The following is a 24,952-nucleotide window of genomic DNA, read 5'->3' as shown; positions in this document are numbered from 1 at the left end:
GCATTTGACGGCCATGCGCAAACGCAAAAAAGCGTGCCGGCCAGCGGCCGGCACCTACCGATGAACGCGCCTGAAGGAAACCGCTCAAAGGTCGCGGGTTGAGGCCCTGATCAACACAGTTGCTACATGGATGTACTTGCGGCGTGTCCTGCGATGGTGGGCGGGCAAGGGCCCTGCAGCAAAGCCGCAGATCAGCCGCTCTATAACCGACGCATCCGCACCGTTCGATCAACCTCTCAAAGCGACCGATCAGGGCAACCGAGCGCTGGGGCCTCAGCGTTGGCCGGATGTTCCCAAGCAGAGTGTGTCGAGCGCGCGATGCCCTCATCGCCCGCGGACCGGCGGGATGGTCTTGCGATAGCGTATAGTGCGCCCCGGCGGAGTCGGCCAGACAGTCGCGTCACTCGCAAGAGTGCCGAGGAAAGTCCGGGCTCCATAGGGCAAGGTGCCAGGTAACGCCTGGGCGGCGCAAGCCGACGGAAAGTGCAACAGAAAGATACCGCCTACGTTCCTTTCGGGGAGCCGGTAAGGGTGAAATGGTGCGGTAAGAGCGCACCGCGAGTCCGGTAACGGACCGGCACGGCAAACCCCACCTGGAGCAAGACCAAATAGGGATCCATTGGCGTGGCCCGCGCTGGATCCGGGTAGGTTGCTTGAGCGCTGCGGTGACGTAGCGCCTAGACGAATGACTGTCCACGACAGAACCCGGCTTATCGGCCGGCTCCGCCACCTTCGTTCGGGCGTTCGCCCTTCTCGAAGGTGCCCACGCTTCGTACCGCCGTTGGCGGTACAAAACGCGGGTCCCGCTCCGGGCACGCCAGAACCCCGCGGCTATCGCCGCGCCCCCTTGACTCAAGGGGGCTTGCACTCGGTGAGTTATCCGGTGCGTTCAGCTGTTTGCGATCAGCGCGATTTTTGATGCTTCGATTTTTGTTGCTTGGCTTGGGCTTTGCCCTCGCGGCTGACATTCGCTTCGCCTGCGTTGACGTTGGCGCTTAGCCGAATGAGCGGGTGAATAGTTCGTCCAGGGCGTCGATGATGGTTTGGCCCTGGTCTTTCAACGTGCCGGCAGGTTTGCTGAGCGCCGCCAGGGGCACCGAGGTCATTTCCAGGGGTTGCAGGATGACGCTGTGGCCGGCCACCGTGAGTTCCGGGGTGAAGCGGGAGGGGGTCGGGGAGTGGGTGGACTTTCGGACCAGGGGCACGACGACGCGGCGGGGGGAGGCGTCGAAGATCTTTGACTGGACGACGACCACGTACGGGATGTTCTTGTTCTGGCCGACGTTCGCGTAGACATCGAACTGGTCGGTCATAGAGTGGAGAACTCGTCGGCGAAGGAGCCGTGCGCGTCGGTGAAGGTCTTCCATTCGCTTGCGGCGCGCTGCAGCTCCAATGCTCGGGCGCTGTGGCTGTCGCGTTCTTTTGTCACGTACTCGGCCAGCAGTTCCTCGACCTTTGCCGACAGGTTGCCGGTCATCGCCCGGGCCTGGGAGGCCAGGTCGGAGTTGATGGTCAGGTTCAGCGGCTTCTTTTGCGCGGAGCTATCGTAATAACGGCTCATGAGCGGCCTCCTGTGGTTTATGCGCACGCTATGCGCATGATTTCGGGTTGTCAATGCGTGCCGGCGATGTCCAGCCGTGTTTCGCCCTGGAAGATCCCGTTTGGTCCAAAGCGGCGTTCGTGGATGAAGCCGCAGCCTTGCTGGTCCACCGCCACGATGGTGCTGGCGCGCGTGCCGTAGCTGGCGCCGGTGATGAAGGCAGCCGAGAGCAGGCGTTCGGTGGCCAAGTCCACCCCGGTGTGGGGAAGCGCGGCGTCGGGTGCGATGGCAGGGTTGCCCAGGGCGGTCCACAAGGGTTGCAGGTCGTCGCTGTCGGTGGCGCACCAGTTGTGCAACGCATTAGTCAGTGCGCCGGTCTTCGGCCACTGCGCGTCCAGCGGGCCGTTGGACATGCCATGGATGCCGGGAGCCAGCGTGCGGGCCAATGGCGGGTGGTTGCTGAGGTGCTCGCAACGCTTGGCATCGCACAGCAATAAGTTGAAGGGCGGGAACTCATGCGCGGCCGCTGCCAGATCGCTGGCGTAGGCCGCGGCATCCAGGCTGCCGGCCAGGTAATCGGCAATCAGATGACCCCGCGAGCGCCCCGACGCGGTGGCGAGCGGGTCGCGCACGTTGGTCACCACCGCGACGCGACCGTGGTTGCCCAGCCCTACCCAACTGCCGCCCGAGCGTAGGTCGCGGCCCGCCAGCACGCCATCGGCCGGCGCGGCCCAACGTGCCAGCGACGCGGTTGGGCGCTCGTGGAATTCATCGCGGTTGCCCGCCAGCAGCAAACGCCAGCGGGGGTGGGCTTTCCAGGCGAGAGCGACCAGACACATGGCGCCGATTGTCGCCGGTTTGCGCAGTCATGACGTGTAGCCGGCTCAATGTGAAGTGAGACCACGGTGGAGTTTACATGGCCTTCACACCCCTGAACTTTTGTTCAATCTCAAAATCTGAGACGAAACAGCAACTTGTGGATAACCTTTGAACAAGTCTCTAAAGAGTGCTGCAACTCATTGATGCGACTGGCGATTTGCGGTCTCCAAAGTTGTTGACAACCTTCGGCGCACTGCTAAGGTGGGCAACGGAGGGAAAACCAGGTGTTTTGTGGTTTTTCGTGGTTCAATGATCCCCCAGCGGGTATTCGAGGTTGCATTCGGTGTTTCAGGGCGAGACTGCCATCACGGTGGACGACAAGGGGCGTATGGCGGTGCCAACCGCATACCGCGACCTCGTCACGCGCGTGAGCGGCAACCGTCTGGTACTCACCTACAACCCGTTCGAAGCCGGATGCTTGTGGCTGTACGCGGAAAAGGAGTGGGAGCGGGTGCGTGACGATGTGATGTCCAAGCCCAATACCCAGCGCGTGGTCCGCACGCTGCAGCAGAAACTGGTGGGTTCTTCGGCAATGCTGGAGTTGGACGCCAACGGCCGTCTGAGCATCCCGGCCAGCCACCGCAATGCGGTCGGTATCGAGAAAAAGGCCGTGCTGCTGGGCATGGGCGACAAATTCGAACTCTGGAGCGAGCAGGCACATCGCGCACTGATCCAGCAGACATTGTCTGACGGGGATCTGGGCGATGAATTGCTCGATCTCAGGTTGTGAGCCGGGGTGCCCGGATGCGCGGTGAAGCGCAGCCCGGTCACCCGGTGTCGCAGCCGCCGGCAGCCCATGTGCCGGTGCTGTACACGCAGGTTCTGGACGGCCTGCAGGTGATCGAAAACGGAACCTATCTCGATGGCACGTTCGGACGTGGCGGACACGCCCGTGGCGTGCTGCAACATCTTGGCCCGGGAGGTCGACTGCTGGTGATGGACAAGGACCCCGACGCGATCGCCGTGGCCGAACAGTCGTTCGGTGACGATGCGCGCGTGTCCATCCATCGCGGCAGCTTCGCCGGCCTCGGCCAGGTGGTCGCTGCGGCAACCGTCGACGGCATCCTGCTGGATTTGGGCGTGTCCTCGCCGCAGCTGGACGTGGCCGGGCGCGGTTTCAGTTTCGGCAAGGACGGCCCGCTGGACATGCGCATGGATCCTGACGCCGGACAGAGCGCGGCCGAGTGGCTGGCGCATGCCAGCGACCGCGAGATCGCCGATGTGTTGTGGACCTATGGCGAAGAGCGCCAGAGCCGCCGCATCGCGCGCGCCATCGTGGCCCGCCGGGTCGAACAGCCGCTGCTGCGCACCGCGCAACTGGCCGAGCTGATCGCCTCGGTGATGCCGCGCGGCGACAGCAAGACCCATCCGGCCACGCGCAGCTTTCAGGCGATCCGCATCTACATCAACCGCGAGCTGGACGATCTGGAAGCCGGCCTGGACGCCGCCCTGGGCGCGCTCAAGCCCGGCGGCCGCCTGGCGGTGATCAGCTTCCATTCGCTGGAAGACCGCATCGTCAAGCAGTTCATGGCCCGCTACGCCAAGGCCCCGCCGAGCAACCGCCGCCTGCCCGAAGCGCAGCCGTTCGTACCGACGCTGCAGTTGATCACCGGCGCAGTCAAAGCCGACTTCGACGAGTTGAGCGTCAACCCGCGCGCGCGTAGTGCGGTGTTGCGGGTGGCCGAGAAGCTGGGATTGGGGAATGGGGAATCGGGAATGGGCAAAGGCAACAGTGCCGCTGCTTTCCGATTCCCGAATCCCGATTCCCGATTCCCGGCGTCTCCGAACGGAGACGCCGCATGAGCCGCCTGCTGCTCATCGTGCTGCTCGCCTGCAGCATCGCCTCGGCGATCGGTGTGGTGTACATGCGCCACATGCATCGCAAGTTGTTCGTGCAGTTGTCCAAGCTCGAACACACGCGTGACGAATTGAATATCGAATTCGGCCGGCTGCAGCTGGAGCAGGCCACCTGGGCGGAAAGCAACCGCGTCGATCAGGTCGCGCGTGCGCGCATCGGGATGAAGTTCCCGGAGACCAACGACATCGTGGTGGTGCGCCCATGACACAACGGCAGGACAGCCGTTTTGCACGGCGTAGCCGCCCGCAGGGTGGCGCACACACAGGTACGCCCATGACAAAACGGCAGGACAGCCGTTTTGCACGGCGTAGCCGCCCGCAGGGTGGCGCACACGGAGGTGCGCCATGAAAGCCGGCCGCAACCGCGCGCGCAGCAACTTCAACCTGCGTGGCCGCCTGACGCTGGTCGGCATCGCGCTGGGCCTGTGCTCGGTGACGCTGATCGGCCGCGCGGCGTTCGTGCAACTGGTCAATCGCGATTTCTATCAGCGCCAGGGCGAAGCGCGCTACCTGCGCGAGCTGCCGATCGCCACCTCGCGCGGCATGATCACCGACCGCAACGGCGAGCCGCTGGCGGTGTCCACGCCGGTGGAATCGATCTGGGTCAATCCGCAGGAACTGCTGCGCAACCCGGACCGCATTCCCGAGCTGGCCAAGGCGCTCGGCCAGCCGCTGGACGAGTTGAACGCCAAGCTGGCGCAGAAGGCCGGCAAGGAATTCATGTACCTGCAGCGCCGGATCAATCCGGACAAGGCGCATGCCATCGTGGAGCTGAAGATTCCCGGTGTGTTCTCGCAGCGCGAGTTCCGTCGCTTCTATCCGCAAGGCGAAGCGATGGCCCATGTGCTGGGCTTTACCAATATCGACGACCGCGGCCAGGAAGGCCTTGAGCTGGCCTTCGACGAATGGCTGCGCGGCAAGCCGGGCTCCAAGAAAGTGGTGCGCGATGCGCGCGGCGCGATCGTGGAGAGCGTGGATCTGGTGCGTCCGGCGCAGCCGGGCAAGGACCTGACGCTGAGCATCGACCGCCGCATCCAGTTCCTGGCCTATAAGGAGCTGCGCAACGCGTTGGTCGAAAACAATGCTGCCGGCGGTTCGATGGTGGTGATGGACGTGGCCACCGGCGAAGTGCTGGCGATGGTTAACCTGCCCACCTACAACCCCAATTCGGTCACTGGCATCAATCCGTCGGCGCGCCGCAACCGCGCGGTCACCGATCTGGTCGAGCCGGGTTCGACGATGAAGCCGCTCACCGTGGCCACCGCATTGACTGCCGGCGTGGTGACCAAGGACACCATCATCGACACCAACCCCGGCTACATGGCCGTGGGGCGCTTCACCATCCGCGATGTGCCGCGCAACAACGGCGTGCTCAACGTCACCGGCGTGATCACGCGCAGCTCCAACATCGGTGCGGCCAAGATCGCGGCCAAGGTGCCGGATCAGACCTTCTATCAGTCGATCCGCAATTTCGGTTACGGCAGCGCGCCGCATAGCGGTTTTCCCGGCGAATCGTCGGGCGTGGTGCTGCAGCCGGCGCGCTGGAGCGGCCCGTCCAAGACCACGATGTCGTACGGCTATGGCCTGTCGGTGACGCCGCTGCAGATCGCGCAGGCGTACGCCACGCTGGGCAACGGCGGCAAGCTGACCCCGCCGACCTTCGTACGCGGCCAGCACAACGAAACCCGCCAGGTGGTCACGCCTGAAGTGGCGCGCCAGGTCATCGACATGATGGAAACCGTGGTCACCCAGGGCGGCGCCAAGGGCGCGGCCATCCTGGGCTATCACGTGGCCGGCAAGACCGGTACCGCGCGCAAGAACGGCGCCAACGGCTACGAGCGCGGGCATTACAACGCGCTGTTCGCCGGCCTGGTGCCGGCCACGCGGCCGCGCTTTGCCACGGTCATCGTGATCAACGATCCGCAGGGCAAGGTGTATTACGGCGGCCTGGTGTCGGCACCGGTGTTCCACAAGGTGATGGAAGGCGCGCTGCGCCTGATGGACGTGCCGCCCGACGACATCCAGTCGTGGCTGGCCGCGCAGGCCGCCGGCAAAACCGGGCAGCCGATCGCCAAGCCGCAGTCGCCCGAGCTGGACCCGGCGTTGATGCCGGATCCGGTGGATGAAGTGTCTGCCGGTATTCCCACCGCACTTGCACCTGCGGCGTTACCCGCGCCGGCCCAGCCCGCACCGCTGCAGGAGAGCCGCCAGTGAGCCGCTCCATGCCGCTGTCACAGCTGTTGCCGGACGTTGCGCTTGCGCACGACGTGCAGGTCTCCGGTCTAGTGATGGACAGCCGTGCAGTGCGTGCGGGCGATGCCTTCGTGGCGATCGCCGGCTTCGGCGCGCATGGTCTGGGCTTCGTCGAACAGGCGCGTGCCAATGGCGCGGCGGCGGTGTTGTTCGAGCCGCCAGCGCCTGCCGAGTTGCCGGCCCCGGCCGACGCGATCGCGGTGCCGGGCTTGCGTGCGCGCCTGGGCGCGATGGCCGATCAGTTTCATGGCCAGCCCTCGCAGGCGCTGCGCATGGTCGGCGTCACCGGCACCAACGGCAAGACCTCCACCGTGCAGTTGCTGGCGCAGGCGCTGACGCTGCTCGGCATGCCCACCGGTACGCTCGGCACCTTGGGTGTTGGCCTGTATGGCAGTGCCGTGCCGACCGGTTTCACCACGCCGCTGGTGTTGCCTACGCACGCGCTGCTGGCGCAATTGCGCGATGAAGGTGCGCAGGTCGTGGCGATGGAAGTCAGCTCGCACGCGCTCGACCAGGGCCGCGTCGACGCAGTGCACTTCGACGTGGCGGTGTTCACCAATCTCACCCGCGACCATCTCGATTACCACGGCGACATGGAGCAGTACGGCGCGGCCAAGGCCAAGCTGTTCACGCGCGCTGGATTGAAAGCAGCTGTGGTGAATCTGGACGATGACTTCGGCCGCACGTTGCTAGCCGCGCTCGACCCGGCGCTGCGCGCGATCGGTGTGAGTTCGCGCGCGCAAGCCCAGGCAGTGGTGCGTGCGCAGGCGCTGCAGCTGGACCACAACGGCATCAATTTCGCGCTCAACATCCATGGCGACGTGCATCCGGTGCACTCGCCGCTGCTGGGCCGCTTCAACGTCGATAACCTGCTCGCGGTCGCCGGCGCGTTGTATGCGTTGGACATCGCGCCGACACAGATCGCTGAAGTGCTTGGTCAGCTGCAGCCGATCCACGGCCGCATGAATCGTCTCGGCGGCGCGCATGGCGCCCCGCTGGTGGTGGTGGACTATGCACACACGCCCGACGCGCTGGAACAGGCATTGGCCAGCCTGCGTTCGCATGCGCAGGACCGGCTGATCTGCGTGTTCGGCTGCGGTGGCGAGCGCGATACCGGCAAGCGCCCGCAGATGGCGGCGATCGCCGAGGTCAATGCGGATGTAGCGATCGTCACCGACGACAACCCGCGTGGCGAAGATGGCGATGTGATCGTGGCCGATATCCTGCGCGGCTTCGCACGCCCGGATGCGGCGATCGTGCAGCGCGACCGCGCCGCGGCGATCCATCAGGCCATCAGCATGGCCGGTGCCTCCGACATCGTGCTGATCGCCGGCAAGGGCCACGAGCCGTATCAGGAAGTCGCCGGCGTGCGGCATGCCTTCGACGACGCCATCGTGGCGGCGCAGGCCTTGCTGCCGCGCACCGTGCTGGGAGTGCGCGCATGAAGCTCACTCCGTTGTCGTTGATCGCCCACTGGGCCGGCGGCGAGCTGCATGGCGACGACGCCATGATCGACGCGGTCGGCAACGACACCCGCACGCTCGCCAACGGCAGCCTGTATGTGGCGCTGCGCGGCGAGCGTTTCGATGGACACGACTTTGCCGCAGACGCAGTGGCGCAGGGTGCCAGCGGTTTGCTGGTGGAGCGCTTGCTGCCGACGCTGAGCGTGCCGCAGGTGCTGGTGGAAAACACCGAACTCGCGCTGGCGCGTATCGCCGCCGGCATGCAGCGCGACCGCGCCACGCGCGTAATCGCGTTGACCGGCTCCAACGGCAAGACCAGCGTCAAGGCCTTGCTGCTGTCGATCCTGGAAGAGGCTGGGCGTGTCGATGGCACCACCGTGTACGCCAATCCGGGCAACCGCAATAACGAGATCGGCCTGCCGCTGGCGGTGATCGCGGCGCCGGACGATGCGGATGTTGCGATCTACGAAATGGGCGCCGGCAAGCCGGGCGATATCGCCTATCTCACCGACATCGCGCAGCCGCACGTAGCCCTGGTCAACAACATCGCACCCGCCCATCTGGAGCGCCTGGGCAGCCTGCTCGGCGTCGCGCGCACCAAGGGCGCCATCTACGCCGCATTGCCAGCCGATGGCGTGGCGGTGATCAATGCAGACGATGCCTTCGGCGCCTGGTTCGAGCAGCAATTGCATGCGCAGCCGGTGCACGGTCGCCGCGTGTTGCGTTATGGCTTGCAGGCCAGCGCCGACCTCACTGCACGTGGGCTACGGCTGCAGGAAGGTGGTGCGCAGTTCACGCTGGTGACGCCGCAAGGCGAGGCGCAGATCGCGCTGCCGTTGCCGGGCCGCCACAACGTGCTCAACGCGCTGGCTGCGGCCGGGCTGGCGTTGGGCGCGGGCATTGCACTGCCGATCATCGTGGTCGGTCTGGCGCAGGCGCGCCCGGTGGCCGGTCGTCAGATCGCACACACGCTGCTCAGCGGCGCGGTGCTGATCGACGACAGCTACAACGCCAATCCCGGTTCGCTGGATGCGGCCATCGACACGCTGGCTGCCGCGCCGGGCGCTGGTTGGCTGGTGCTCGGCGACATGCGCGAACTCGGCCCGGAAGGCAAGGCGCTGCATGCCGCCGCCGGGCGTCGCGCGCGCGCGGCCAAGTTGCAGCGGCTGTACGCGTTGGGCGAGCTCAGTGCCGCCGCCGCGCAGGCGTTCGGCGATGGCGGCCGCGTGTTCGCCACTCATGCCGCGCTGGTCGCGGCGTTGCAGGCGGATCTGGCGCAGGTCGCCGTTTCGCCGACTCAAACGCAGGAATCTTCTTCGATGCACGAACACACCGGTGCGGCGGCGCAGACTGCCGCCACCACGGCGCAGGTCCCGCCCACGTTGTTGGTGAAAGGCTCGCGTGGCAGTGCGATGGATCGCATCGTCGCCGCGTTGCTCGCACCGGCGGAGGACACCTCCCATGCTGCTTGAGTTGGCCCGTTGGCTACAGCAACTGGAGAGCCTGTTCGGGCTGTTCAACTATCTGACCTTCCGCGGCATCCTGGCGGCGCTGACCGCGTTGTTCCTGTCGTTGTGGATGGGCCCGGCGGTGATCCGCAAGCTGGGCCAGTTCAAGGGTGGCCAGCCAATCCGTCAGGATGGCCCGCAGACGCATTTTTCCAAGGCCGGTACGCCTACCATGGGCGGCTCGCTGATCCTGCTGACGGTGACCTTGTCGGTGCTGTTGTGGGGCGACCTGCGCAACCGTTATGTGTGGTTGGTGCTGGCAGTGATGCTTTGTTTTGGCGCGATCGGCTGGTACGACGACTGGATCAAGATCGTGCGCCGCGACCCCAACGGCCTGAAGTCGCGCTGGAAGTATCTGCTGCAGTCGATCTTCGGCCTGGCTGCCGGCCTGTTCCTGTACTACACCGCCGATGTGCCGGCCGCGATCACCTTCTATATTCCGATGTTCAAGGCGGTGGCGCTGCCGTTGGCCGGCGTGAGCTTTGTGGTCATTGCCTACTTCTGGATCGTCGGCTTCTCCAATGCGGTGAACCTGACCGACGGTCTGGATGGTCTGGCGATCATGCCCACCGTGCTGGTGGCCTGCGCGCTGGGTGTGTTCGCGTATGCCTCGGGCAACGTGGTGTTCGCCGAATATCTGAAAATCCCGCTGATTCCCGGGGCCGGCGAGCTGATCATCATCTGCTCGGCGATTGCCGGGGCAGGGTTAGGGTTTCTGTGGTTCAACACCTATCCGGCCATGGTGTTCATGGGCGATATCGGTGCGCTGTCGCTGGGCGCGGTGCTCGGCACCATCGCGGTGATCGTGCGTCAGGAACTGGTGTTGGTGATCATGGGCGGCGTGTTCGTGATCGAAACGCTGTCGGTGATCATCCAGGTGGCCAGCTTCAAGCTGACCGGCAAGCGCGTGTTCCGCATGGCGCCGATTCATCACCATTTTGAGCTCAAGGGCTGGCCCGAGCCGCGCGTGATCGTGCGTTTCTGGATCATTTCGGTGGTGCTGGTGCTGATCGGTCTTGCCACGTTGAAGGTGCGCTGATGAACGACAACGCGCGTCAAGCCACTCGACTCGAGGCCATCGGCGGCCGCTACGACCCATGGCTGCTCGGCGCCGCGGCCACGCTCGCCTCGCTGGGCGTGGTGATGGTGGCATCCAGCTCGATCGAACTGTCCGACAACCCGTTCTATTACCTCACCCGCCATCTGCTGTTTCTGGGCATCGGCATTGGCCTGGCGTTCTGGGCGATGCGGACCGAGCTCAAGACCATCGAGCAGTACAACCAGGTGCTGCTGCTGGCCTGTTTCGGCCTGCTGATGGTGGTGTTCGTGCCCGGCCTGGGCAGCAGCGTCAACGGCGCCAAGCGCTGGATCAATCTGGGCGTGTCGAAATTCCAGACCGTGGAAGCGGTCAAGGTGCTCTACATCGTGTGGCTGTCCAGCTACCTGGTGCGCTTTCGCGACGAGGTCAACGCGACCTGGCCGGCGATGCTCAAGCCGCTGGGCGTGGCGATCGCACTGGTCGGCCTGCTGCTGATGCAGCCGGACTTCGGCTCTTCCACGCTGTTGCTGGCGATCACCGCCGGCATGCTGGTGCTGGGCGGGGTGAACCTGCCGCGCATGTCGATGCCGATCGTGTTCGGTCTGCCGGTGTTCGCCTTCATCGCGATCCTGGAACCGTACCGCCTGCGTCGCATCACCTCGTTCCTGGATCCGTGGGCCGATCAGCTCGGCTCCGGCTACCAGTTGTCGAACGCCTTGATGGCGGTCGGTCGCGGCCAGTGGACCGGCGTGGGCCTGGGCGCCTCGGTGCAAAAGCTCAACTACCTGCCCGAAGCGCATACCGACTTCATCTTTTCGGTGATTGCCGAAGAGCTCGGGTTTGTCGGTGTGTGCGGGGTGATCTCGCTGTACGCGCTACTGGTTGGCCGCGCGTTCTGGCTGGGCATGCGCTGCGTGGAAATGAAGCGTCATTTCTCCGGCTACATCGCCTTCGGCATCGGTCTGTGGATCAGCTTGCAGAGCTTCGTCTCGGTGGGCGTGAATCTGGGCATCCTGCCGACCAAGGGCCTGACCTTGCCGCTGATTTCCTCCGGCGGTTCGTCGGTGCTGATGACCTGCGTGGCGATGGGCTTGCTGCTGCGCGTGTCCTACGAAATGGATCGCGCCGAGCGCCTGCGCAGCAAGTTGTCGCCGCAGAGTGCAGGCGCGCCGTCAGCTGAGCCGGCCGAGCCGGTGGTCGACTCGGTGCCGCCGGCGTATGCGCCAGCGCGCAAACCGCAGCGCGATACCGTGGCTGCCGCTGCGCCCGCACCCGCACCCGTACCCGCACCGGTCGCTGCAGCATCGGTGGCGCCGGCATCGGCCATCCTGCGCGGCACCAGCCGCATGCAGCCGCGCGTGGAACCGACGTTCGGGAGGATTGCATGAGTAGTAATTATGCGAGCCCCGCGCAAGCGCCAGCGCAGTCTGCTGTGATTCGTCCGGTCATGATTCTTGCTGGCGGCACCGGCGGGCATATCTTCCCGGGCCTGGCCGTGGCCAAGGTGCTGCGCGCGCGTGGCGTGCCGGTGACCTGGCTCGGCGCCGATGGCGCGATGGAAACCCGCCTGGTGCCGCAGCACGATATCCAGCTCGACACGCTGGCCATCACCGGCCTGCGCGGCAAGGGCCTGGTGAAATTGCTCGGTGCACCGGTGCGGGTGATGCGCGCAGTGCGTGCGGCCGGCTTCGTGCTGCGCAAGCGCCAGCCGCGTGCGGTGATCAGTTTCGGCGGCTTTGCGGCCGGCCCGGGCGGCCTGGCTGCACGTCTGCTCGGTGTGCCATTGCTGGTGCACGAACAAAATCGCGCACCCGGCATGACCAACAAGGTGTTGTCGCGTTTCGCGCGTCGCGTGTTGACCGGTTTCCCGGGCAGCTTCGCTGGCGAAGAAGCGGTGGGCAATCCGGTGCGCGCGGAAATCGCAGCGCTCCCCGTGCCGGCTCTGCGCCTGGTCGGTCGTGGTGGCCCGGTACGCATGCTGGTCCTCGGCGGCAGCCAGGGTGCACGCGCATTGAATCAAGCCGTGCCGGCGGCGCTGGCGGCACTCGGTCACCCGGATGTCGACGTGCGCCACCAGTGCGGCGAAAAGCTGCGCGCCGAAGCCGAAGCGGCGTACGCGCAGGCCGGCGTCAACGCCAGTGTCGAGCCCTTTATCGCCGACATGGCGGCTGCTTACGCCTGGGCCGATCTGGTCGTGTGCCGTGCCGGTGCCTCCACGCTGGCCGAACTGTGCGCCGCCGGTATCGGCAGCGTGCTGGTGCCCTTCGCCGCCGCGGTGGACGACCACCAGACCCGCAATGCCGAGTACCTGGTCGGCGCCGATGCCGCCGTGCTGCTCAAGCAGGACGACACCCTGGCAGTGCGTCTGCAGCAGGTCTTGCAGACCTTGCTCGCCGACCCCGCCCGCCGCCTGTCGATGGCACAGGCCGCCCGCACCCTGGCCAAGCCGGACGCCGCCGAACGCATCGCCGACATCATTCTTCAGGAAGCCGGGAGTGGGGATTCGGGATTGGGGATTCGTAAAGAGCAACAGCACAAGCAGGAAAGCATGCAGAAATCCGTTAATGGTCAATTTTCGGCGCGATCGATCGCCGCCGTTGCCAATCTCCAATCCCTAATCTCCAATCCCGGCACCTCCACCGGAGGTGCCGCGTGATCCGCCGTCTGCAAGACAGCGGCGATCTGGTGCGTGCGTTTCCGCGCGTGCATTTCGTCGGTATCGGCGGCACCGGCATGAGCGGCATTGCCGAAGTGATGCTGACGCTGGGCTATGAAGTCTCCGGCTCCGACAACTCCGATAACGCGGCCACACGTCGGCTGGCCAAGCTGGGTGCGCGGGTAATGCGCGGGCATTCGGCCGCCAACGTGCTCGGCACCGATTGCGTGGTGGTGTCCAGCGCGATCCGCGAAGACAACCCCGAGCTGATGGAAGCGCGCAGCCAGCGCATTCCGATCATGCCGCGTGCGGCGATGCTGGCCGAGCTGATGCGCTTCCGTCGTGGTATCGCGGTGGCCGGCACGCATGGCAAGACCACCACCACCAGCCTGGCGGCGGCCGTCCTGAGCGAAGGCGGGCTGGACCCGACCTTTGTCATCGGCGGGCAGTTGCTGGCCGCCGGTGCCAACGCCAAACTCGGTGGCGGCCAGTGGTTGGTGGCCGAAGCCGACGAGAGCGATGGCAGCTTCCTGCGTCTGAACCCGTTGATGGCGGTGATCACCAATATCGATTCGGATCACCTGGAAAACTACGGTAACGATTTCTCGCGTATCCAGGCGGCATTCGCCGAATTCCTGCAGCGCCTGCCGTTCTACGGTCTAGCGCTGCTGTGCATCGACGACCCGGAAGTGGCCGCGCTGGCCAGCAAGACGCCGCGCCACGTGATGAGCTACGGCATGAGCGAAAACGCCGACGTGCGCGCCGAAGATGTGGTGCAGGACGGCCCGCGCATGCGCTTCACGCTGCGCCTGCCCGAGGGCACCACCACACCGGTGACGCTCGCACTGCCGGGCCGTCACAACGTACTTAATGCACTGGCAGCAGCGGCGATCGGTTGGCAATTGGGCGTGGCGCCGGAGACCATCGCGCGTGCGCTGGAAAACTTCGCCGGCATCGGCCGTCGCTTCAACGATCTGGGCGAAGTCACCACCAGCACCGGTGCACGCGTGCGCGTGGTCGACGATTACGGCCACCATCCGCGCGAGCTGGAAGCGGTGTTCGCCGCAGCCCGCGGTGGCTGGCCGGACAAGCGTCTGGTGGTCGCATTCCAGCCGCATCGTTACAGCCGTACCCGCGATCAGTTCGACGCCTTTGCTGCGGTGTTGAGTACCGTCGATGCGCTGGTGTTGAGCGAAGTCTACCCGGCCGGCGAAGCGCCGATTCCCGGCGCCGATTCGCGTGCGTTGGCGCGTGCCATCCGTGCGCGCGGCCGCAGCGAGCCGGTGGTGGTCGGCCAGATTTCGGGCCTGGCCGAAGTGTTGCCGGACGTGCTGCAGGACGGCGATCTGTTGCTGATGATGGGGGCCGGCGATATCGGTTACGTGGCCCAGCACATCATCAATAACGGCTTCACCGGAGCGGCTGCATGAGCGCGACGGTCGCCAACGTGCGCGGCACCGATCCGGCTGCGTTCGGTCGCGTTGCCGTGCTGCTCGGCGGTACCTCGTCCGAGCGCGAAGTGTCGTTGAACTCCGGCAGCAACGTGCTCGATGCATTGCGCGCGCGCGGCGTCGATGCACAGCCGGTGGACGGCATTCCGGCATTGGCGCAGGCACTGGTCGAAAAACGTTTCGACCGCGTCTTCAACGTGCTGCACGGCCATAACGGCGGCGGCGAAGACGGCATCGTGCAAGGCCTGATGGAAGCGTTCAAGGTGCCGTACACCGGCTCCAACGTGCTCGGCTCGGCGCTGAGCATGGACAAGATCCGCACCAAGCAGGTGTGGCTGTCGCTGGGCCTGTCCACACCGCGCTATGCGCGTCTGGCCGCCGGCGCCAGCGCCGATCAAATTCAGGCTGCCGCACAGCAGATTGGCCTGCCGGTCATCGTCAAGCCGGCCAACGAAGGCTCCAGCGTCGGCATCAGCCGCGTGTTCGACCAGGCCCAGCTCGAAGAAGCCGTGGTGCTAGCGGCGCGATACGACGGCGCGCTGCTGATGGAACAGCTGATCGAAGGCGACGAACTCACCGTGGCCGTGCTCGGCGAGGTCGCGCTGCCGTCGATCCGCATCGTGCCCAAGGGCCAGTGGTACGACTACAACGCCAAGTACGTGGCCGACGACACCCAGTACCTGTGCCCGGGCCTGGAAGGCGATGCCGAAACGCAGATCCGCCAGCTCGCACTCGACGCCTTCCGCGCTGCCGGCGCACGTGGCTGGGGCCGCGTGGACGTAATGCGCGACCGCGCCAGCGGCCAGCTGTATCTGCTGGAGGTCAACACCGCCCCCGGCATGACCAGCCACTCGCTGGTGCCCAAGGCCGCGCGCCAGCTCGGTATCGATTTCGAAGAACTGGTCTGGCGCGTGCTGGAGCAGACGCTATGACGGCGGGATTGGGGATTCGGTATTCGGGATTGGTGAACAGCGACGCCGCGTGCGCCGTTGCTGTTGCTGCTGCCGTTGCGAATCCCCAATTCCGAATCCCCAATCACGCGCGCGGAGCGCGCGCATGAACGCCACCCTGCGCATCCTGGCCTGGTTGATCGCGGTGACGCTGGTCGCGTTGCCTGTGGTGGCCGTGCTCAATGGCTGGGTCGGCGCCGAGCGTTGGCCGTTGGCGCGGTTGCGGGTGTCCGGCGACTTCAAGCGGGTGCCTGCCGAAGAGCTGCGTGCGGTGGTGCTGCCGTATGCGCGCTCGGGTTTTTTCGCAGTGAAATTGCAGAACGCGCAAGACGCCATCGCACGTTTGCCGTGGGTGGAAAGTGCGCAGGTGCGCAAGCGTTGGCCGGATGTGCTGGAAGTGCGCGTCACCGAGCACAAGCCGTTCGCGCGCTGGGGCACCGACCGCATGTTGTCCGAGCAGGGCCGGTTGTTCCGTACCCCGCCGTTGTTGAAGGATTTCAAGTTGCCGCAACTCGGTGGCCCGGACAGCAAGACGCAAGACGTGGTGGCGCTCTACAACGAATCGCGCGCGCTGTTCGCCCCGACCGGGCTGGATGTAGAGCGGCTGGAAATGGACGCACGTGGCAGCTGGTCGCTGGGCCTGAGCAACGGCGTGCAGATCGTGATCGGCCGCGACGATGCGCGCGCACGCCTGCAACGCTTCGCCCGCGTATTGCCGCAGCTGGCCGACCCGCAACGCCCGATCGCCCGCGCCGACCTGCGCTACACCAACGGTTTTACGGTCGAACGAAAAATGGAAGAGGGCGTGCCGGAAACCAAGAAAAAGGTTCCGCCGGCTGCGCCTGCCGCACACCACACGGTTGTTCTGGAATTGCCCCGTAACCGTAGACCGCTCTTCTCCAATCCCGAATCCCGAATCTCGAATCCCGGCTTTAAGACATGAACCGCAAAGGCGACAAATCCCTCATCGTTGGACTGGACATCGGCACCTCCAAGGTCGTCGCGCTGGTCGGCGAGTACTCGCCCGGCAATCCGATCGAAGTGATCGGCATCGGTTCGCATGAGTCGCGCGGTCTCAAGCGCGGCGTGGTGGTGGATATCGAATCCACCGTGCAGTCGATCCAGCGCGCGGTGGAAGAGGCCGAGCTGATGGCCGGCTGCGAAATCCGCTCGGTGTACGCCTCGATTTCCGGCAACCACGTGCAGTGCAAGAATTCGCCCGGCATCGTGCCGATCCGCGACGGCGAAGTGACCTGGAGCGATCTGGAGCGCGTGCTGGATGCGGCCAAGGCCGTGGCCATTCCTGCCGACCAGCGCATCCTGCATGCGATCCCGCGCGAATACGTGCTGGATGATTCGCAGGAAGGTATCCGCAATCCGGTCGGCATGACCGGCGTGCGCCTGGAGGTGCATGCGCATCTGGTGGTGTGCGCGCAGTCGGCGGCGGCCAACATCACCAAGTGCGTGCAGAAATGCGGCCTGCAGGTGGACGATCTGGTGCTGTCCTCGCTCGCATCGTCGGTGGCGGTATTGACTGCCGACGAGCGCGAACTGGGCGTGGTGCTGGTGGATATCGGCGCCGGCACCACGGACCTCGCCGTCTACGTGCAGGGAGCGATCTGCCACACCGCATCGCTGCCGATCGCCGGTGACCATGTCACCAACGACATCGCGCACATGCTGCGTACGCCCACGCCGGAGGCCGAGCAGATCAAGGTGCGTTATGCGTGCGCGCTCGCGCAGCTGGCCACCGCCGAAGAAAGCATCCAGGTGCCCTCGGTCGGCGATCGCCCGCCGCGCCGCATGCCACGGCATGCGCTCGCACAGGCAGTGCAGGGCCGTTACGAAGAGATTTTCGAAATGGTGCAGGCCGAATTGCGCCGCTCCGGTTTCGAGGAGATGGTGCGCGCCGGCATGGTGCTCACCGGTGGCGCGTCGAAGATGGAAGGCGTGGTCGAACTGGCCGAAGAAATGCTGCAGATGCCGGTGCGCGTGGGCATTCCCCAGCACGTCACCGGCCTGGGCGAAGTCGTCGGCAACCCGGTACACGCCTCCGGCGTGGGCCTGTTGCTGATGGGCAGCCAGATCGAACACCCGCGTCGTCCGTCGATCCCGACCGGACGTGCCGGGAGTTTGTTCAAGAAATTGAAGAACTGGTATCGCGGCGAATTCTGAGGGGCCGGGATTGGGAATTCGGGATTTGGGATTGGTAAGAGCGAAAGAAAAGCGGAGTGGCAGCAAAGATTAAGTAGAGAGCGGCGAGCGGGTAGGCGGTAAACTTTTTTGCAGGCATTGCGTCGAGGAGTAGGTGCGGTGAGTCGTAGAGCGCAACAGCGCATCTAAGGTCCCGCACACGAATCCCGACTTTCAAACAACAACACTCGCCGTGGTGCGGAGTGGACAGGGACCAACGCTTTTGCGAATCCCAATCCCCACTCCCCAATCCCGGCTCAAGAGGACACTGACATGGCACATTTTGAACTGATCGAAAAGATGGCTCCCAACGCGGTAATCAAGGTCGTTGGCGTGGGCGGCGGCGGCGGTAACGCGGTTGCACACATGGTCAACACCAACGTCGATGGCGTGGAATTCATCACCGCCAACACCGACTCGCAGGCCATCAAGAACTGCGGCGCCAAGTTGCAGCTGCAGCTCGGCACCAACGTCACCAAGGGCCTGGGCGCAGGCGCCAATCCGGAAGTCGGCCGTCAGGCCGCGCTGGAAGACCGCGAGCGCATCATGGACGCGCTGCAGGGCGCGGACATGGTGTTCATCACCGCCGGCATGGGCGGTGGCACCGGCACCGGTGCAGCGCCGGTGGTTGCACAGCTGGCCAAGGAAATGGGCATCCTGACCGTGGCCGTGGTCACCAAGCCGTTCCCGTTCGAAGGCCGTCGCCGCATGCAGGTTGCGCTGAAGGGCATCGAGGAACTGAGCCAGCATTGCGACTCGCTGATCACCATTCCCAATGAAAAGCTGATCACCGTGCTCGGCCGCAATGCGACCATGATTCAGGCTTTCCGCGCTGCCAACGACGTGCTGCAGGGCGCCGTGCAGGGCATCGCCGATCTGATCGTGCGTCCGGGCCTGATCAACGTCGACTTCGCCGACGTGCGCACCGTGATGTCGGAAATGGGCCTGGCCATGATGGGCACCGGGTCGGCACGCGGCGACGATCGCGCGCAGGCCGCCGCCGAAGCCGCCATCCAGAACCCGCTGCTGGACGACGTCAACCTGGCCGGCGCCAACGGCATCCTGGTCAACATCACTGCCGGTCCGGACTTCACCATGGCCGAGTTCGACGAGATCGGCCGCACCATCGAAGCGTTCGCTTCGGAAGATGCCACCGTGGTCGTCGGTACCGTGCTCGACCCGGACATGCAGGACGAAGTGCGCGTCACCGTGGTGGCCACTGGCTTGAACCGTGCGGTTGCACGTCAGACCCAGCGTCCGGACCAGCGCGCGCCGATCAAGCTGGTGCGCAACGCCACCACTGGCCAGCCGGAATTCGGCGATTTCGAAACCAGCGGTGGCGATGCGGTATCCAAGGCCGTTGGCGGCAGCATGGGCCTTGGCCTGCGTCGTCCCAGCAGCGACTCGGTCGGCAGCAGCAGCACCAACGGCGGCGGTTCCTCTGCGCCGGCGGCAGACCTGCCCAACGACTACCTGGATATCCCGGCGTTCCTGCGCCGCCAGGCAGACTGACGCTTCACTGCGATGCCACCTTGGTGGCGCCGCCCGCAATGCCCCGAGGTTCGCTTCGGGGTTGCAATGCCATGTCCTCTTTCTGCCGGATCGACGCGTTGATCCGGCAGCTTTTGCAGTGGCGTGACCGGTCGATTACAGTTGCCGTCACGCGTGACTTGTTAAAATTCGGATAATCTCAACGATTGGACAGCCGGTTCAGCGCCTGTCTGCATTGTTCATCCAGACTTCGCATATGACCCAGCAACGCACTCTCAAAAACACCATTCGTGCCACCGGCGTCGGCCTGCATAGCGGCGACAAGGTGTACATGACGCTACGACCGGCTCCTGTCGATCATGGCGTGGTGTTCCGGCGTGTGGACCTGGAACCTGTCGTCGAAGTCCCCGCCGATGCCGAGCTGGTCACCGAGACCACGCTGTGCACCGGTTTGACCTGCAATGGCGCCAAGATCCAGACCGTGGAGCATCTGATGTCGGCACTGGCCGGCCTGGGTGTGGACAACGTCATCGTCGAACTGTCTTCGGCCGAGTTGCCGATCATGGATGGCTCGTCCGGCCCGTTCGTGTTCCTGCTGCAGTCGGCTGGCATCGTCGAGCAGAACAAGGCCAAGCGCTTCATCCGCATCAAGCACACGGTGGAAGTACGCGAGGGCGACAAGGTCGCGCGCTTCGAGCCATACGAGGGCTACAAGCTCGGTTTCACCATCGAATTCAATCACCCGATGATCCCGGCCAAGCAGTCGCGCCAGGAAATCGAGTTCTCCACCTCGGCCTACGTCAAGGAAATCTCGCGCGCCCGCACCTTCGGCTTCATGCGCGACCTTGAGTACATGCGCGAGCGCAATCTGGGCCTGGGCGGTTCGATGGACAACGCCATCGTGCTGGACGAGTTCCGCGTGCTCAACGAGGACGGCCTGCGTTACACCAACGAATTCGTACGCCACAAGATCCTGGACGCCATCGGCGATCTGTATCTGGCCGGCGGTGCCATCTTGGGCGCCTACGAAGGCTTCAAATCCGGCCACGCGCTCAACAACAAGCTGGTGCGTGCGCTGCTGGCCGATCAAGCCGCCTGGGAATGGGTCAGCTTTCCCGAAGGCAGCGTGCAGCCGCCTGTCACTTACGCCAGCCCCGTCTACGCCTGATGTCAGGGAATGCCTTAGTTGGCGTTCGAAGTGTGAACTCCGTCGGATTTCCGGCCCGTTTTTAACGTTTATTTAAGACTTCTCTAACTCCTGCGTGGCCTATGCCCGCTAGGATGCGTCGGGTCGTGTGCGGTCTTCGCAATTCTTTCACGCACCGGCGGCCGTTTCGTACAGGCGGCACGGACATCACCGCTTGGTCGGTGGAACGTCCTGCAAGGAGGCCAAGGCGTCGCGCAGTCCTTTGTGCGTCGCCTCGGAGACAGGGCGTGGACGTTCACGGTTCTGCGGCATTGGGGAATGCAGCGGGGTCGTGATGGTCTTGATGGTCACTGCGGTGGCCTTCAGTCCGATGGATCGGGCGGCATCCAATAATTGGGTCTCGGCAAGCCGCAACTTGGCATGCCAGACAGGTGAATCAACCAGAAAAACGAGCTGTTCGCCTCGGACATTGGCCAACCGGCAACGGGTGGCCAGATGAGGCGGTAACAGGGGGCGCAACTGCCGGTCCAGCGCATCGAGCCACAACGCTCGGCGCAAGGGGTCGCCAGCCTTTTCACCCAACGCGGCCTCGATGGCCGGTTGTGGAGCGGAAGGGTTGCGTGCGTTGGACTTGGGCTTGGACATGACACTCATATGGCGTTGAAGAAAGTTGTAATCAAATCTCGCGAAACCCGGGCGCAGCGGTTGGCCCGCCAGTTCCAGGGCTTTGCCGCGGATCGACCGATGGTAGTCCTCGGCGCCGTGCTTGGGCTGGGCATGTTGATCGGCATCGGTGCCAGCACCGCCACCGGCATGGTGACCAATTCCGCGCTGCAGGCCAAGGTCGCGCAGCAGCAGGTCGAGCTGGCCCAGACGCAGCGCGCTTCGCAGGCGCAGGTCAATGCACTGGCCGCGCGCATGGGTGAGCTGCAGGCGCAGGCCACCCGTCTCAATGCATTGGGCGAGCGGCTGACCGAAATGGGCAAGTTGAAGGACGGCGAGTTCGACTTCGATGCGCCGGTCGGCGTCGGTGGCGGCGATGAGCCGGTCAGCGACATGCCGGTCGAATCGCTCAAGGAGACGCTAGGGCAAGTGGAACAGCAGTTCTCCGCCTCCGGCCAGCAACTGAACGTGCTGGCCGCGCTGATGTTCGATCATCAGCTCGAGCAGAATTCGGTGCCCTCGCGGATGCCGATCCGCAACACCTACATCACCTCGGGCTTCGGCGGCCGCGCCGATCCGTTCGACGGCGGTTCGGCCTTCCACAAGGGTGTGGACTTCCACGCCAACGTGGGCGACCCGGTGATGTCGGTCGCCGATGGCGTGGTCAGCTACGCCGGCGTGCGCGGCGGCTATGGCAACGTGGTCGAAGTGGACCACGGCAATGGCTACGTGACCCGCTACGCGCATAACTCGCGGCTGGTGGTGAAGGTGGGCGATCTGGTGCGCGCCGGCCAGCAGGTAGCCAGGGCCGGTTCCAGCGGCCGTTCCACTGGCGCGCACGTGCATTTCGAAGTGTGGGCGGACGGGCGGGTGGTCAATCCGCGCAAGTTCCTGGGCGACACCAACACGCCGGTAGGGCGCCGCGGGCGCGGTTGACGAAGGCGCGCTCAGCGCTTGATTCGTGAAGGCCCGCCCCAAGCTACAATAGGGTGTTGCCATCGACAGGGCGCAGTGCGCCCTGTTTCGTTTACGGCGGCCGGGTCTTGGGGACCGGCGTCGGTCAAACCGTTCCTTTTCAACCGGTTTCTTCAATGATCAACAGTCTGCTTACCCGTGTCTTTGGCAGTCGTAACGAACGCCAGCTGCGCCAGCTCACCCGCCTCGTCACCCAGATCAATGCGCTGGAGCCGACGATCGAGAAGCTCTCCGACGCCGAGCTGCAAGCCAAGACCCCGGAGTTCAAGCAGCGACTTGCCGCCGGCGAGTCCCTGGACAAGATTCTTCCCGAAGCCTTTGCGGTCTGCCGCGAGGCCAGCCGCCGCGTGCTCGGCATGCGTCATTACGATGTGCAGCTGATCGGCGGCATGGTGTTGCACCTGGGCAAGATCGCCGAGATGCGCACCGGTGAAGGCAAGACCTTGGTGGCCACGCTGCCGGTGTACCTCAACGCGCTGCAGGGCGAGGGCGTGCATGTGGTCACGGTCAACGACTACCTGGCGCGCCGCGATGCCGCGCAGATGGGCAAGCTGTACAACTGGCTGGGCCTGAGCGTGGGCGTGGTGTATCCGGGCATGCCGCATAGCGACAAGCGCGAGGCCTACGGCAGCGACATCACCTACGGCACCAACAACGAATTCGGTTTCGATTACCTGCGCGACAACATGGCGCTGTCGCGTGCAGACCGCTATCAGCGCAATCTGCACTACGCGATCGTCGACGAAGTCGACTCGATCCTGATCGACGAAGCGCGCACCCCGCTGATCATTTCCGGCCCGGCCGACGAATCGCCGGAGCTGTATATCCGCGTCAACCGCATCGTGCCGCAGCTGACCAAGCAGGAAAGCGAAGAGGGCGAGGGCGATTACTGGATCGACGAGAAGGGCAAGCAGGTGCACCTGTCCGAGGCGGGCATGGGCCACGCCGAAGAACTGCTGATGCAGGCCGGCATCCTGGAAAATGCCGAAGACGGCCTGTATGCCGCGCAGAACCTGAGCGTGGTGCATCACCTCAACGCCGCACTGCGTGCGCATGCGATCTACCAGCGCGATGTGGATTACATCGTGCGCGATGGCGAAGTGGTGATCGTCGACGAATTCACCGGCCGTACGCTGTCCGGGCGTCGCTGGTCCGATGGCCTGCATCAGGCGGTCGAGGCGAAGGAAGGCGTGCCGGTGCAGCGCGAGAACCAGACGCTGGCGAGCATCACTTTCCAGAACCTGTTCCGCATGTACAAGAAGCTGTCCGGCATGACCGGTACGGCCGACACCGAAGCCTACGAATTCCAGAGCATCTACGGCCTGGAAGTGGTGGTGATTCCGACCAACCGCCCGACCGTGCGCAAGGACCATCCGGACCAGGTGTTCCTCAACCGCAAGGGCAAGTTCAATGCGGTGCTGGCCGATATCGAAGACTGCGCCAAGCGCGGTCAGCCGGTGCTGGTGGGCACCACCTCGATCGAAACCTCGGAGATGCTGTCTGAGCATCTGCGCAATGCAGGTGTGAAGCACGAAGTGCTCAACGCCAAGCAGCACGAGCGCGAAGCCACCATCGTGGCCAACGCCGGCCAGCCGGGTGCGGTGACCATCGCCACCAACATGGCCGGTCGCGGTACCGACATCGTGCTGGGCGGTTCGCTGGAAACCGAGCTGCACGGTCTGGGCGAGGACATCAGCGACGAACAGCGGCTGCAGGCCAAGACCGAATGGCAGCGTCGGCATGACGCGGTCAAGGCGGCCGGCGGCTTGCACATCATCGGTACCGAGCGGCACGAGTCGCGCCGTATCGACAACCAGCTGCGCGGCCGTGCCGGTCGTCAGGGCGACCCGGGTTCCTCGCGATTCTATCTGTCGCTGGAAGACAACCTGATGCGCATCTTCGCCTCGGACTGGGTCCAGAAGGCGATGCGCATGATGGGCATGAAGGAAGACGACGTCATCGAAGATCGCCTGGTCAGCCGGCAGATCGAAAAGGCGCAGCGCAAGGTGGAAGCGCACAACTTCGACATCCGCAAGAACCTGCTGGACTTCGACGACGTCAACAACGATCAGCGCAAGGTGATCTACGCACAGCGCGACGAATTGCTGGATGCCGAATCGGTCAAGGACAACGTCGACGGCATCCGTGGCGATGTGATCTATGACCTGGTCGCCCGCTTCGTGCCGCCCAATTCGGTCGACGAGCAGTGGGACCTCAAGGGTCTGGAAGCCACGCTGGAATCGGAACTGGGCATGCCGCTGGCGCTGAGCGAGATGGCGCGTACCCAGGAAGAGCTGGACGCCGAGCAGATTGCGGCCAAGGTGCAGGCAGCGGTGGATGCGCACTTTGCCGAGAAGGAAGCGGCGGTGGGCAACGACACCATGCGCGCCTTGGAGAAGCACGTGATGCTGACCGTGCTCGACCAGGGCTGGAAGGAACATCTGGCCAAGATGGATTACCTGCGCCAGGGCATCTATCTGCGCGGGTATGCGCAGAAGCAGCCCAAGCAGGAATACAAGAAGGAAGCCTTCGAGCTGTTCTCCGAGATGCTGGAGAACGTCAAGCGCGAAGTGATCAACCTGCTGGCGCGCGTGCGCATCCGCAGCGAAGAGGAAGTGGCCGAGCTGGAAGAGCAGGAGCGTCTGCAGGCGCAAGCGCGCTTGATGGCTTCGCAGTTCCAGCATCAGGATGTGGGCGGTTACGGTGCCGACGAGGAAGTGGAACAGATGCAGGCCGGCAATTCACCGGTGCCGGTGTCGCAGGTGACCCGCGACGAGCCCAAGGTGGGCCGTAACGATCCATGCCCGTGCGGTAGCGGCAAGAAGTACAAGCACTGCCACGGCCAACTCAGCTGATGCTGAGTTGACCGTGGTGCAGCCCGCGTTGC

The 24,952-nt window shown here is 64.8% G+C and carries 21 protein-coding genes and 1 other RNA gene; 18 read left to right on the top strand and 4 right to left on the bottom strand.

The features are described from left to right. Positions 1-379 precede the first annotated feature (379 nt). Positions 380-729: RNase P RNA component class A (gene rnpB, locus ABS769_RS05760), an RNA gene on the top strand. Positions 730-995: 266 nt separating this feature from the next. Here rnpB and ABS769_RS05755 read toward each other — a convergent pair. Genes ABS769_RS05755 through ABS769_RS05745 form a run of 3 tightly spaced genes read right to left on the bottom strand, consistent with a single transcriptional unit; the run spans position 996 to position 2,379 of the window. Further along, positions 996-1,313 carry a CcdB family protein gene (locus tag ABS769_RS05755; protein ID WP_317060620.1) on the bottom strand — a complete coding sequence of 106 codons (318 nt, stop codon included), beginning with the start codon at positions 1,311-1,313 and terminating at the stop codon, positions 996-998. Then, positions 1,310-1,561: a type II toxin-antitoxin system CcdA family antitoxin gene (locus ABS769_RS05750; RefSeq protein WP_317060621.1), complete on the bottom strand. Its 252-nt coding sequence runs from the start codon at positions 1,559-1,561 to the stop codon at positions 1,310-1,312. Before ABS769_RS05750 ends, ABS769_RS05755 begins: the two co-directional genes overlap by 4 nt. Positions 1,562-1,611: 50 nt before the next feature. Beyond that, on the bottom strand, positions 1,612-2,379 hold the full coding sequence (locus tag ABS769_RS05745; RefSeq protein ID WP_317060622.1) for an NRDE family protein: 768 nt from the start codon (positions 2,377-2,379) through the stop codon (positions 1,612-1,614). A 314-nt stretch (positions 2,380-2,693) separates the two neighbouring features. On the opposite strand from ABS769_RS05745, the gene mraZ reads away from it, so the two are divergent. The 15 genes from mraZ (at position 2,694) to lpxC (ending at position 20,448) form a co-directional block, all read left to right on the top strand. Next, on the top strand, positions 2,694-3,149 hold the full coding sequence (mraZ, locus tag ABS769_RS05740) for a division/cell wall cluster transcriptional repressor MraZ (RefSeq protein WP_317060623.1): 456 nt from the start codon (positions 2,694-2,696) through the stop codon (positions 3,147-3,149). Between the two features lie 14 nt (positions 3,150-3,163). Then, a complete protein-coding gene (gene rsmH, locus ABS769_RS05735; RefSeq protein ID WP_317060696.1) occupies positions 3,164-4,222 on the top strand; it encodes a 16S rRNA (cytosine(1402)-N(4))-methyltransferase RsmH in 1,059 nt (352 codons plus the stop codon). Continuing rightward, positions 4,219-4,482, top strand: coding sequence for a cell division protein FtsL (gene ftsL, locus ABS769_RS05730; protein WP_005991913.1), 264 nt, complete (start codon positions 4,219-4,221; stop codon positions 4,480-4,482). Before rsmH ends, ftsL begins: the two co-directional genes overlap by 4 nt. A gap of 139 nt (positions 4,483-4,621) precedes the next feature. After that, positions 4,622-6,490 carry a peptidoglycan D,D-transpeptidase FtsI family protein gene (locus tag ABS769_RS05725; protein WP_317060624.1) on the top strand — a complete coding sequence of 623 codons (1,869 nt, stop codon included), beginning with the start codon at positions 4,622-4,624 and terminating at the stop codon, positions 6,488-6,490. 8 nt (positions 6,491-6,498) lie between these two features. Beyond that, complete coding sequence (locus tag ABS769_RS05720) at positions 6,499-7,974, top strand: UDP-N-acetylmuramoyl-L-alanyl-D-glutamate--2,6-diaminopimelate ligase (RefSeq protein ID WP_317060697.1); 1,476 nt, start codon at positions 6,499-6,501, stop codon at positions 7,972-7,974. Continuing rightward, the gene (locus tag ABS769_RS05715; RefSeq protein WP_317060625.1) at positions 7,971-9,464 is read left to right on the top strand and encodes a UDP-N-acetylmuramoyl-tripeptide--D-alanyl-D-alanine ligase; all 1,494 of its coding nucleotides are present in this window, start codon (positions 7,971-7,973) and stop codon (positions 9,462-9,464) included. Before ABS769_RS05720 ends, ABS769_RS05715 begins: the two co-directional genes overlap by 4 nt. Further along, positions 9,454-10,539, top strand: a complete 1,086-nt coding sequence (mraY, locus tag ABS769_RS05710) for a phospho-N-acetylmuramoyl-pentapeptide-transferase (RefSeq protein WP_023902725.1) — start codon at positions 9,454-9,456, stop codon at positions 10,537-10,539. The genes ABS769_RS05715 and mraY overlap by 11 nt, the downstream gene beginning before the upstream one ends. After that, on the top strand, positions 10,539-11,927 hold the full coding sequence (gene ftsW, locus ABS769_RS05705; RefSeq protein WP_317060626.1) for a putative lipid II flippase FtsW: 1,389 nt from the start codon (positions 10,539-10,541) through the stop codon (positions 11,925-11,927). The genes mraY and ftsW overlap by 1 nt, the downstream gene beginning before the upstream one ends. After that, complete coding sequence (gene murG / locus ABS769_RS05700) at positions 11,924-13,195, top strand: undecaprenyldiphospho-muramoylpentapeptide beta-N-acetylglucosaminyltransferase (protein WP_317060627.1); 1,272 nt, start codon at positions 11,924-11,926, stop codon at positions 13,193-13,195. The genes ftsW and murG overlap by 4 nt, the downstream gene beginning before the upstream one ends. Then, positions 13,192-14,625: a UDP-N-acetylmuramate--L-alanine ligase gene (gene murC / locus ABS769_RS05695; protein ID WP_023902728.1), complete on the top strand. Its 1,434-nt coding sequence runs from the start codon at positions 13,192-13,194 to the stop codon at positions 14,623-14,625. The genes murG and murC overlap by 4 nt, the downstream gene beginning before the upstream one ends. Then, on the top strand, positions 14,622-15,578 hold the full coding sequence (locus ABS769_RS05690; RefSeq protein WP_317060628.1) for a D-alanine--D-alanine ligase: 957 nt from the start codon (positions 14,622-14,624) through the stop codon (positions 15,576-15,578). Before murC ends, ABS769_RS05690 begins: the two co-directional genes overlap by 4 nt. 124 nt (positions 15,579-15,702) lie before the next feature. Beyond that, positions 15,703-16,539, top strand: coding sequence for a cell division protein FtsQ/DivIB (locus tag ABS769_RS05685; protein WP_268212737.1), 837 nt, complete (start codon positions 15,703-15,705; stop codon positions 16,537-16,539). Continuing rightward, positions 16,536-17,771: a cell division protein FtsA gene (gene ftsA, locus ABS769_RS05680; protein ID WP_003485272.1), complete on the top strand. Its 1,236-nt coding sequence runs from the start codon at positions 16,536-16,538 to the stop codon at positions 17,769-17,771. The genes ABS769_RS05685 and ftsA overlap by 4 nt, the downstream gene beginning before the upstream one ends. A 291-nt stretch (positions 17,772-18,062) precedes the next feature. Then, positions 18,063-19,301 (top strand): cell division protein FtsZ, encoded by a 1,239-nt coding sequence (gene ftsZ, locus ABS769_RS05675; protein ID WP_317060629.1) that lies wholly within the window; start codon positions 18,063-18,065, stop codon positions 19,299-19,301. Between the two features lie 235 nt (positions 19,302-19,536). Further along, positions 19,537-20,448 carry a UDP-3-O-acyl-N-acetylglucosamine deacetylase gene (lpxC, locus tag ABS769_RS05670; protein ID WP_006448956.1) on the top strand — a complete coding sequence of 304 codons (912 nt, stop codon included), beginning with the start codon at positions 19,537-19,539 and terminating at the stop codon, positions 20,446-20,448. A 186-nt stretch (positions 20,449-20,634) separates the two neighbouring features. On the opposite strand, the gene ABS769_RS05665 is transcribed toward lpxC, so the two are convergent. Beyond that, on the bottom strand, positions 20,635-21,081 hold the full coding sequence (locus tag ABS769_RS05665; protein ID WP_006448957.1) for a DUF721 domain-containing protein: 447 nt from the start codon (positions 21,079-21,081) through the stop codon (positions 20,635-20,637). On the opposite strand from ABS769_RS05665, the gene ABS769_RS05660 reads away from it, so the two are divergent. Next, on the top strand, positions 21,082-22,026 hold the full coding sequence (locus ABS769_RS05660; protein WP_317060631.1) for a peptidoglycan DD-metalloendopeptidase family protein: 945 nt from the start codon (positions 21,082-21,084) through the stop codon (positions 22,024-22,026). A gap of 155 nt (positions 22,027-22,181) precedes the next feature. After that, positions 22,182-24,920 carry a preprotein translocase subunit SecA gene (secA, locus tag ABS769_RS05655; RefSeq protein ID WP_317060632.1) on the top strand — a complete coding sequence of 913 codons (2,739 nt, stop codon included), beginning with the start codon at positions 22,182-22,184 and terminating at the stop codon, positions 24,918-24,920. Positions 24,921-24,952 lie beyond the last annotated feature (32 nt).

Source organism: Xanthomonas hortorum, from assembly GCF_040279205.1.
Classification (GTDB): Bacteria; Pseudomonadota; Gammaproteobacteria; order Xanthomonadales; family Xanthomonadaceae; genus Xanthomonas; species Xanthomonas hortorum_F.
The sequence above is the reverse complement of the archived record's forward strand: the minus strand, read 5'-3'. Positions and strand labels throughout refer to the sequence as shown.

Coding starts and splice junctions, on each gene's coding strand:
- ABS769_RS05755 (WP_317060620.1), bottom strand. CDS start 1,313: ATGACCGACCAGTTCGATGTCTACGCGAACGTCGGCCAGAACAAGAAC.
- ABS769_RS05750 (WP_317060621.1), bottom strand. CDS start 1,561: ATGAGCCGTTATTACGATAGCTCCGCGCAAAAGAAGCCGCTGAACCTG.
- ABS769_RS05745 (WP_317060622.1), bottom strand. CDS start 2,379: ATGTGTCTGGTCGCTCTCGCCTGGAAAGCCCACCCCCGCTGGCGTTTG.
- rsmH (WP_317060696.1), top strand. CDS start 3,164: ATGCGCGGTGAAGCGCAGCCCGGTCACCCGGTGTCGCAGCCGCCGGCA.
- ftsL (WP_005991913.1), top strand. CDS start 4,219: ATGAGCCGCCTGCTGCTCATCGTGCTGCTCGCCTGCAGCATCGCCTCG.
- ABS769_RS05725 (WP_317060624.1), top strand. CDS start 4,622: ATGAAAGCCGGCCGCAACCGCGCGCGCAGCAACTTCAACCTGCGTGGC.
- ABS769_RS05720 (WP_317060697.1), top strand. CDS start 6,499: ATGCCGCTGTCACAGCTGTTGCCGGACGTTGCGCTTGCGCACGACGTG.
- ABS769_RS05715 (WP_317060625.1), top strand. CDS start 7,971: ATGAAGCTCACTCCGTTGTCGTTGATCGCCCACTGGGCCGGCGGCGAG.
- mraY (WP_023902725.1), top strand. CDS start 9,454: ATGCTGCTTGAGTTGGCCCGTTGGCTACAGCAACTGGAGAGCCTGTTC.
- ftsW (WP_317060626.1), top strand. CDS start 10,539: ATGAACGACAACGCGCGTCAAGCCACTCGACTCGAGGCCATCGGCGGC.
- murG (WP_317060627.1), top strand. CDS start 11,924: ATGAGTAGTAATTATGCGAGCCCCGCGCAAGCGCCAGCGCAGTCTGCT.
- ABS769_RS05690 (WP_317060628.1), top strand. CDS start 14,622: ATGAGCGCGACGGTCGCCAACGTGCGCGGCACCGATCCGGCTGCGTTC.
- ABS769_RS05685 (WP_268212737.1), top strand. CDS start 15,703: ATGAACGCCACCCTGCGCATCCTGGCCTGGTTGATCGCGGTGACGCTG.
- ftsA (WP_003485272.1), top strand. CDS start 16,536: ATGAACCGCAAAGGCGACAAATCCCTCATCGTTGGACTGGACATCGGC.
- ftsZ (WP_317060629.1), top strand. CDS start 18,063: ATGGCACATTTTGAACTGATCGAAAAGATGGCTCCCAACGCGGTAATC.
- lpxC (WP_006448956.1), top strand. CDS start 19,537: ATGACCCAGCAACGCACTCTCAAAAACACCATTCGTGCCACCGGCGTC.
- ABS769_RS05665 (WP_006448957.1), bottom strand. CDS start 21,081: ATGAGTGTCATGTCCAAGCCCAAGTCCAACGCACGCAACCCTTCCGCT.
- ABS769_RS05660 (WP_317060631.1), top strand. CDS start 21,082: ATGGCGTTGAAGAAAGTTGTAATCAAATCTCGCGAAACCCGGGCGCAG.
- secA (WP_317060632.1), top strand. CDS start 22,182: ATGATCAACAGTCTGCTTACCCGTGTCTTTGGCAGTCGTAACGAACGC.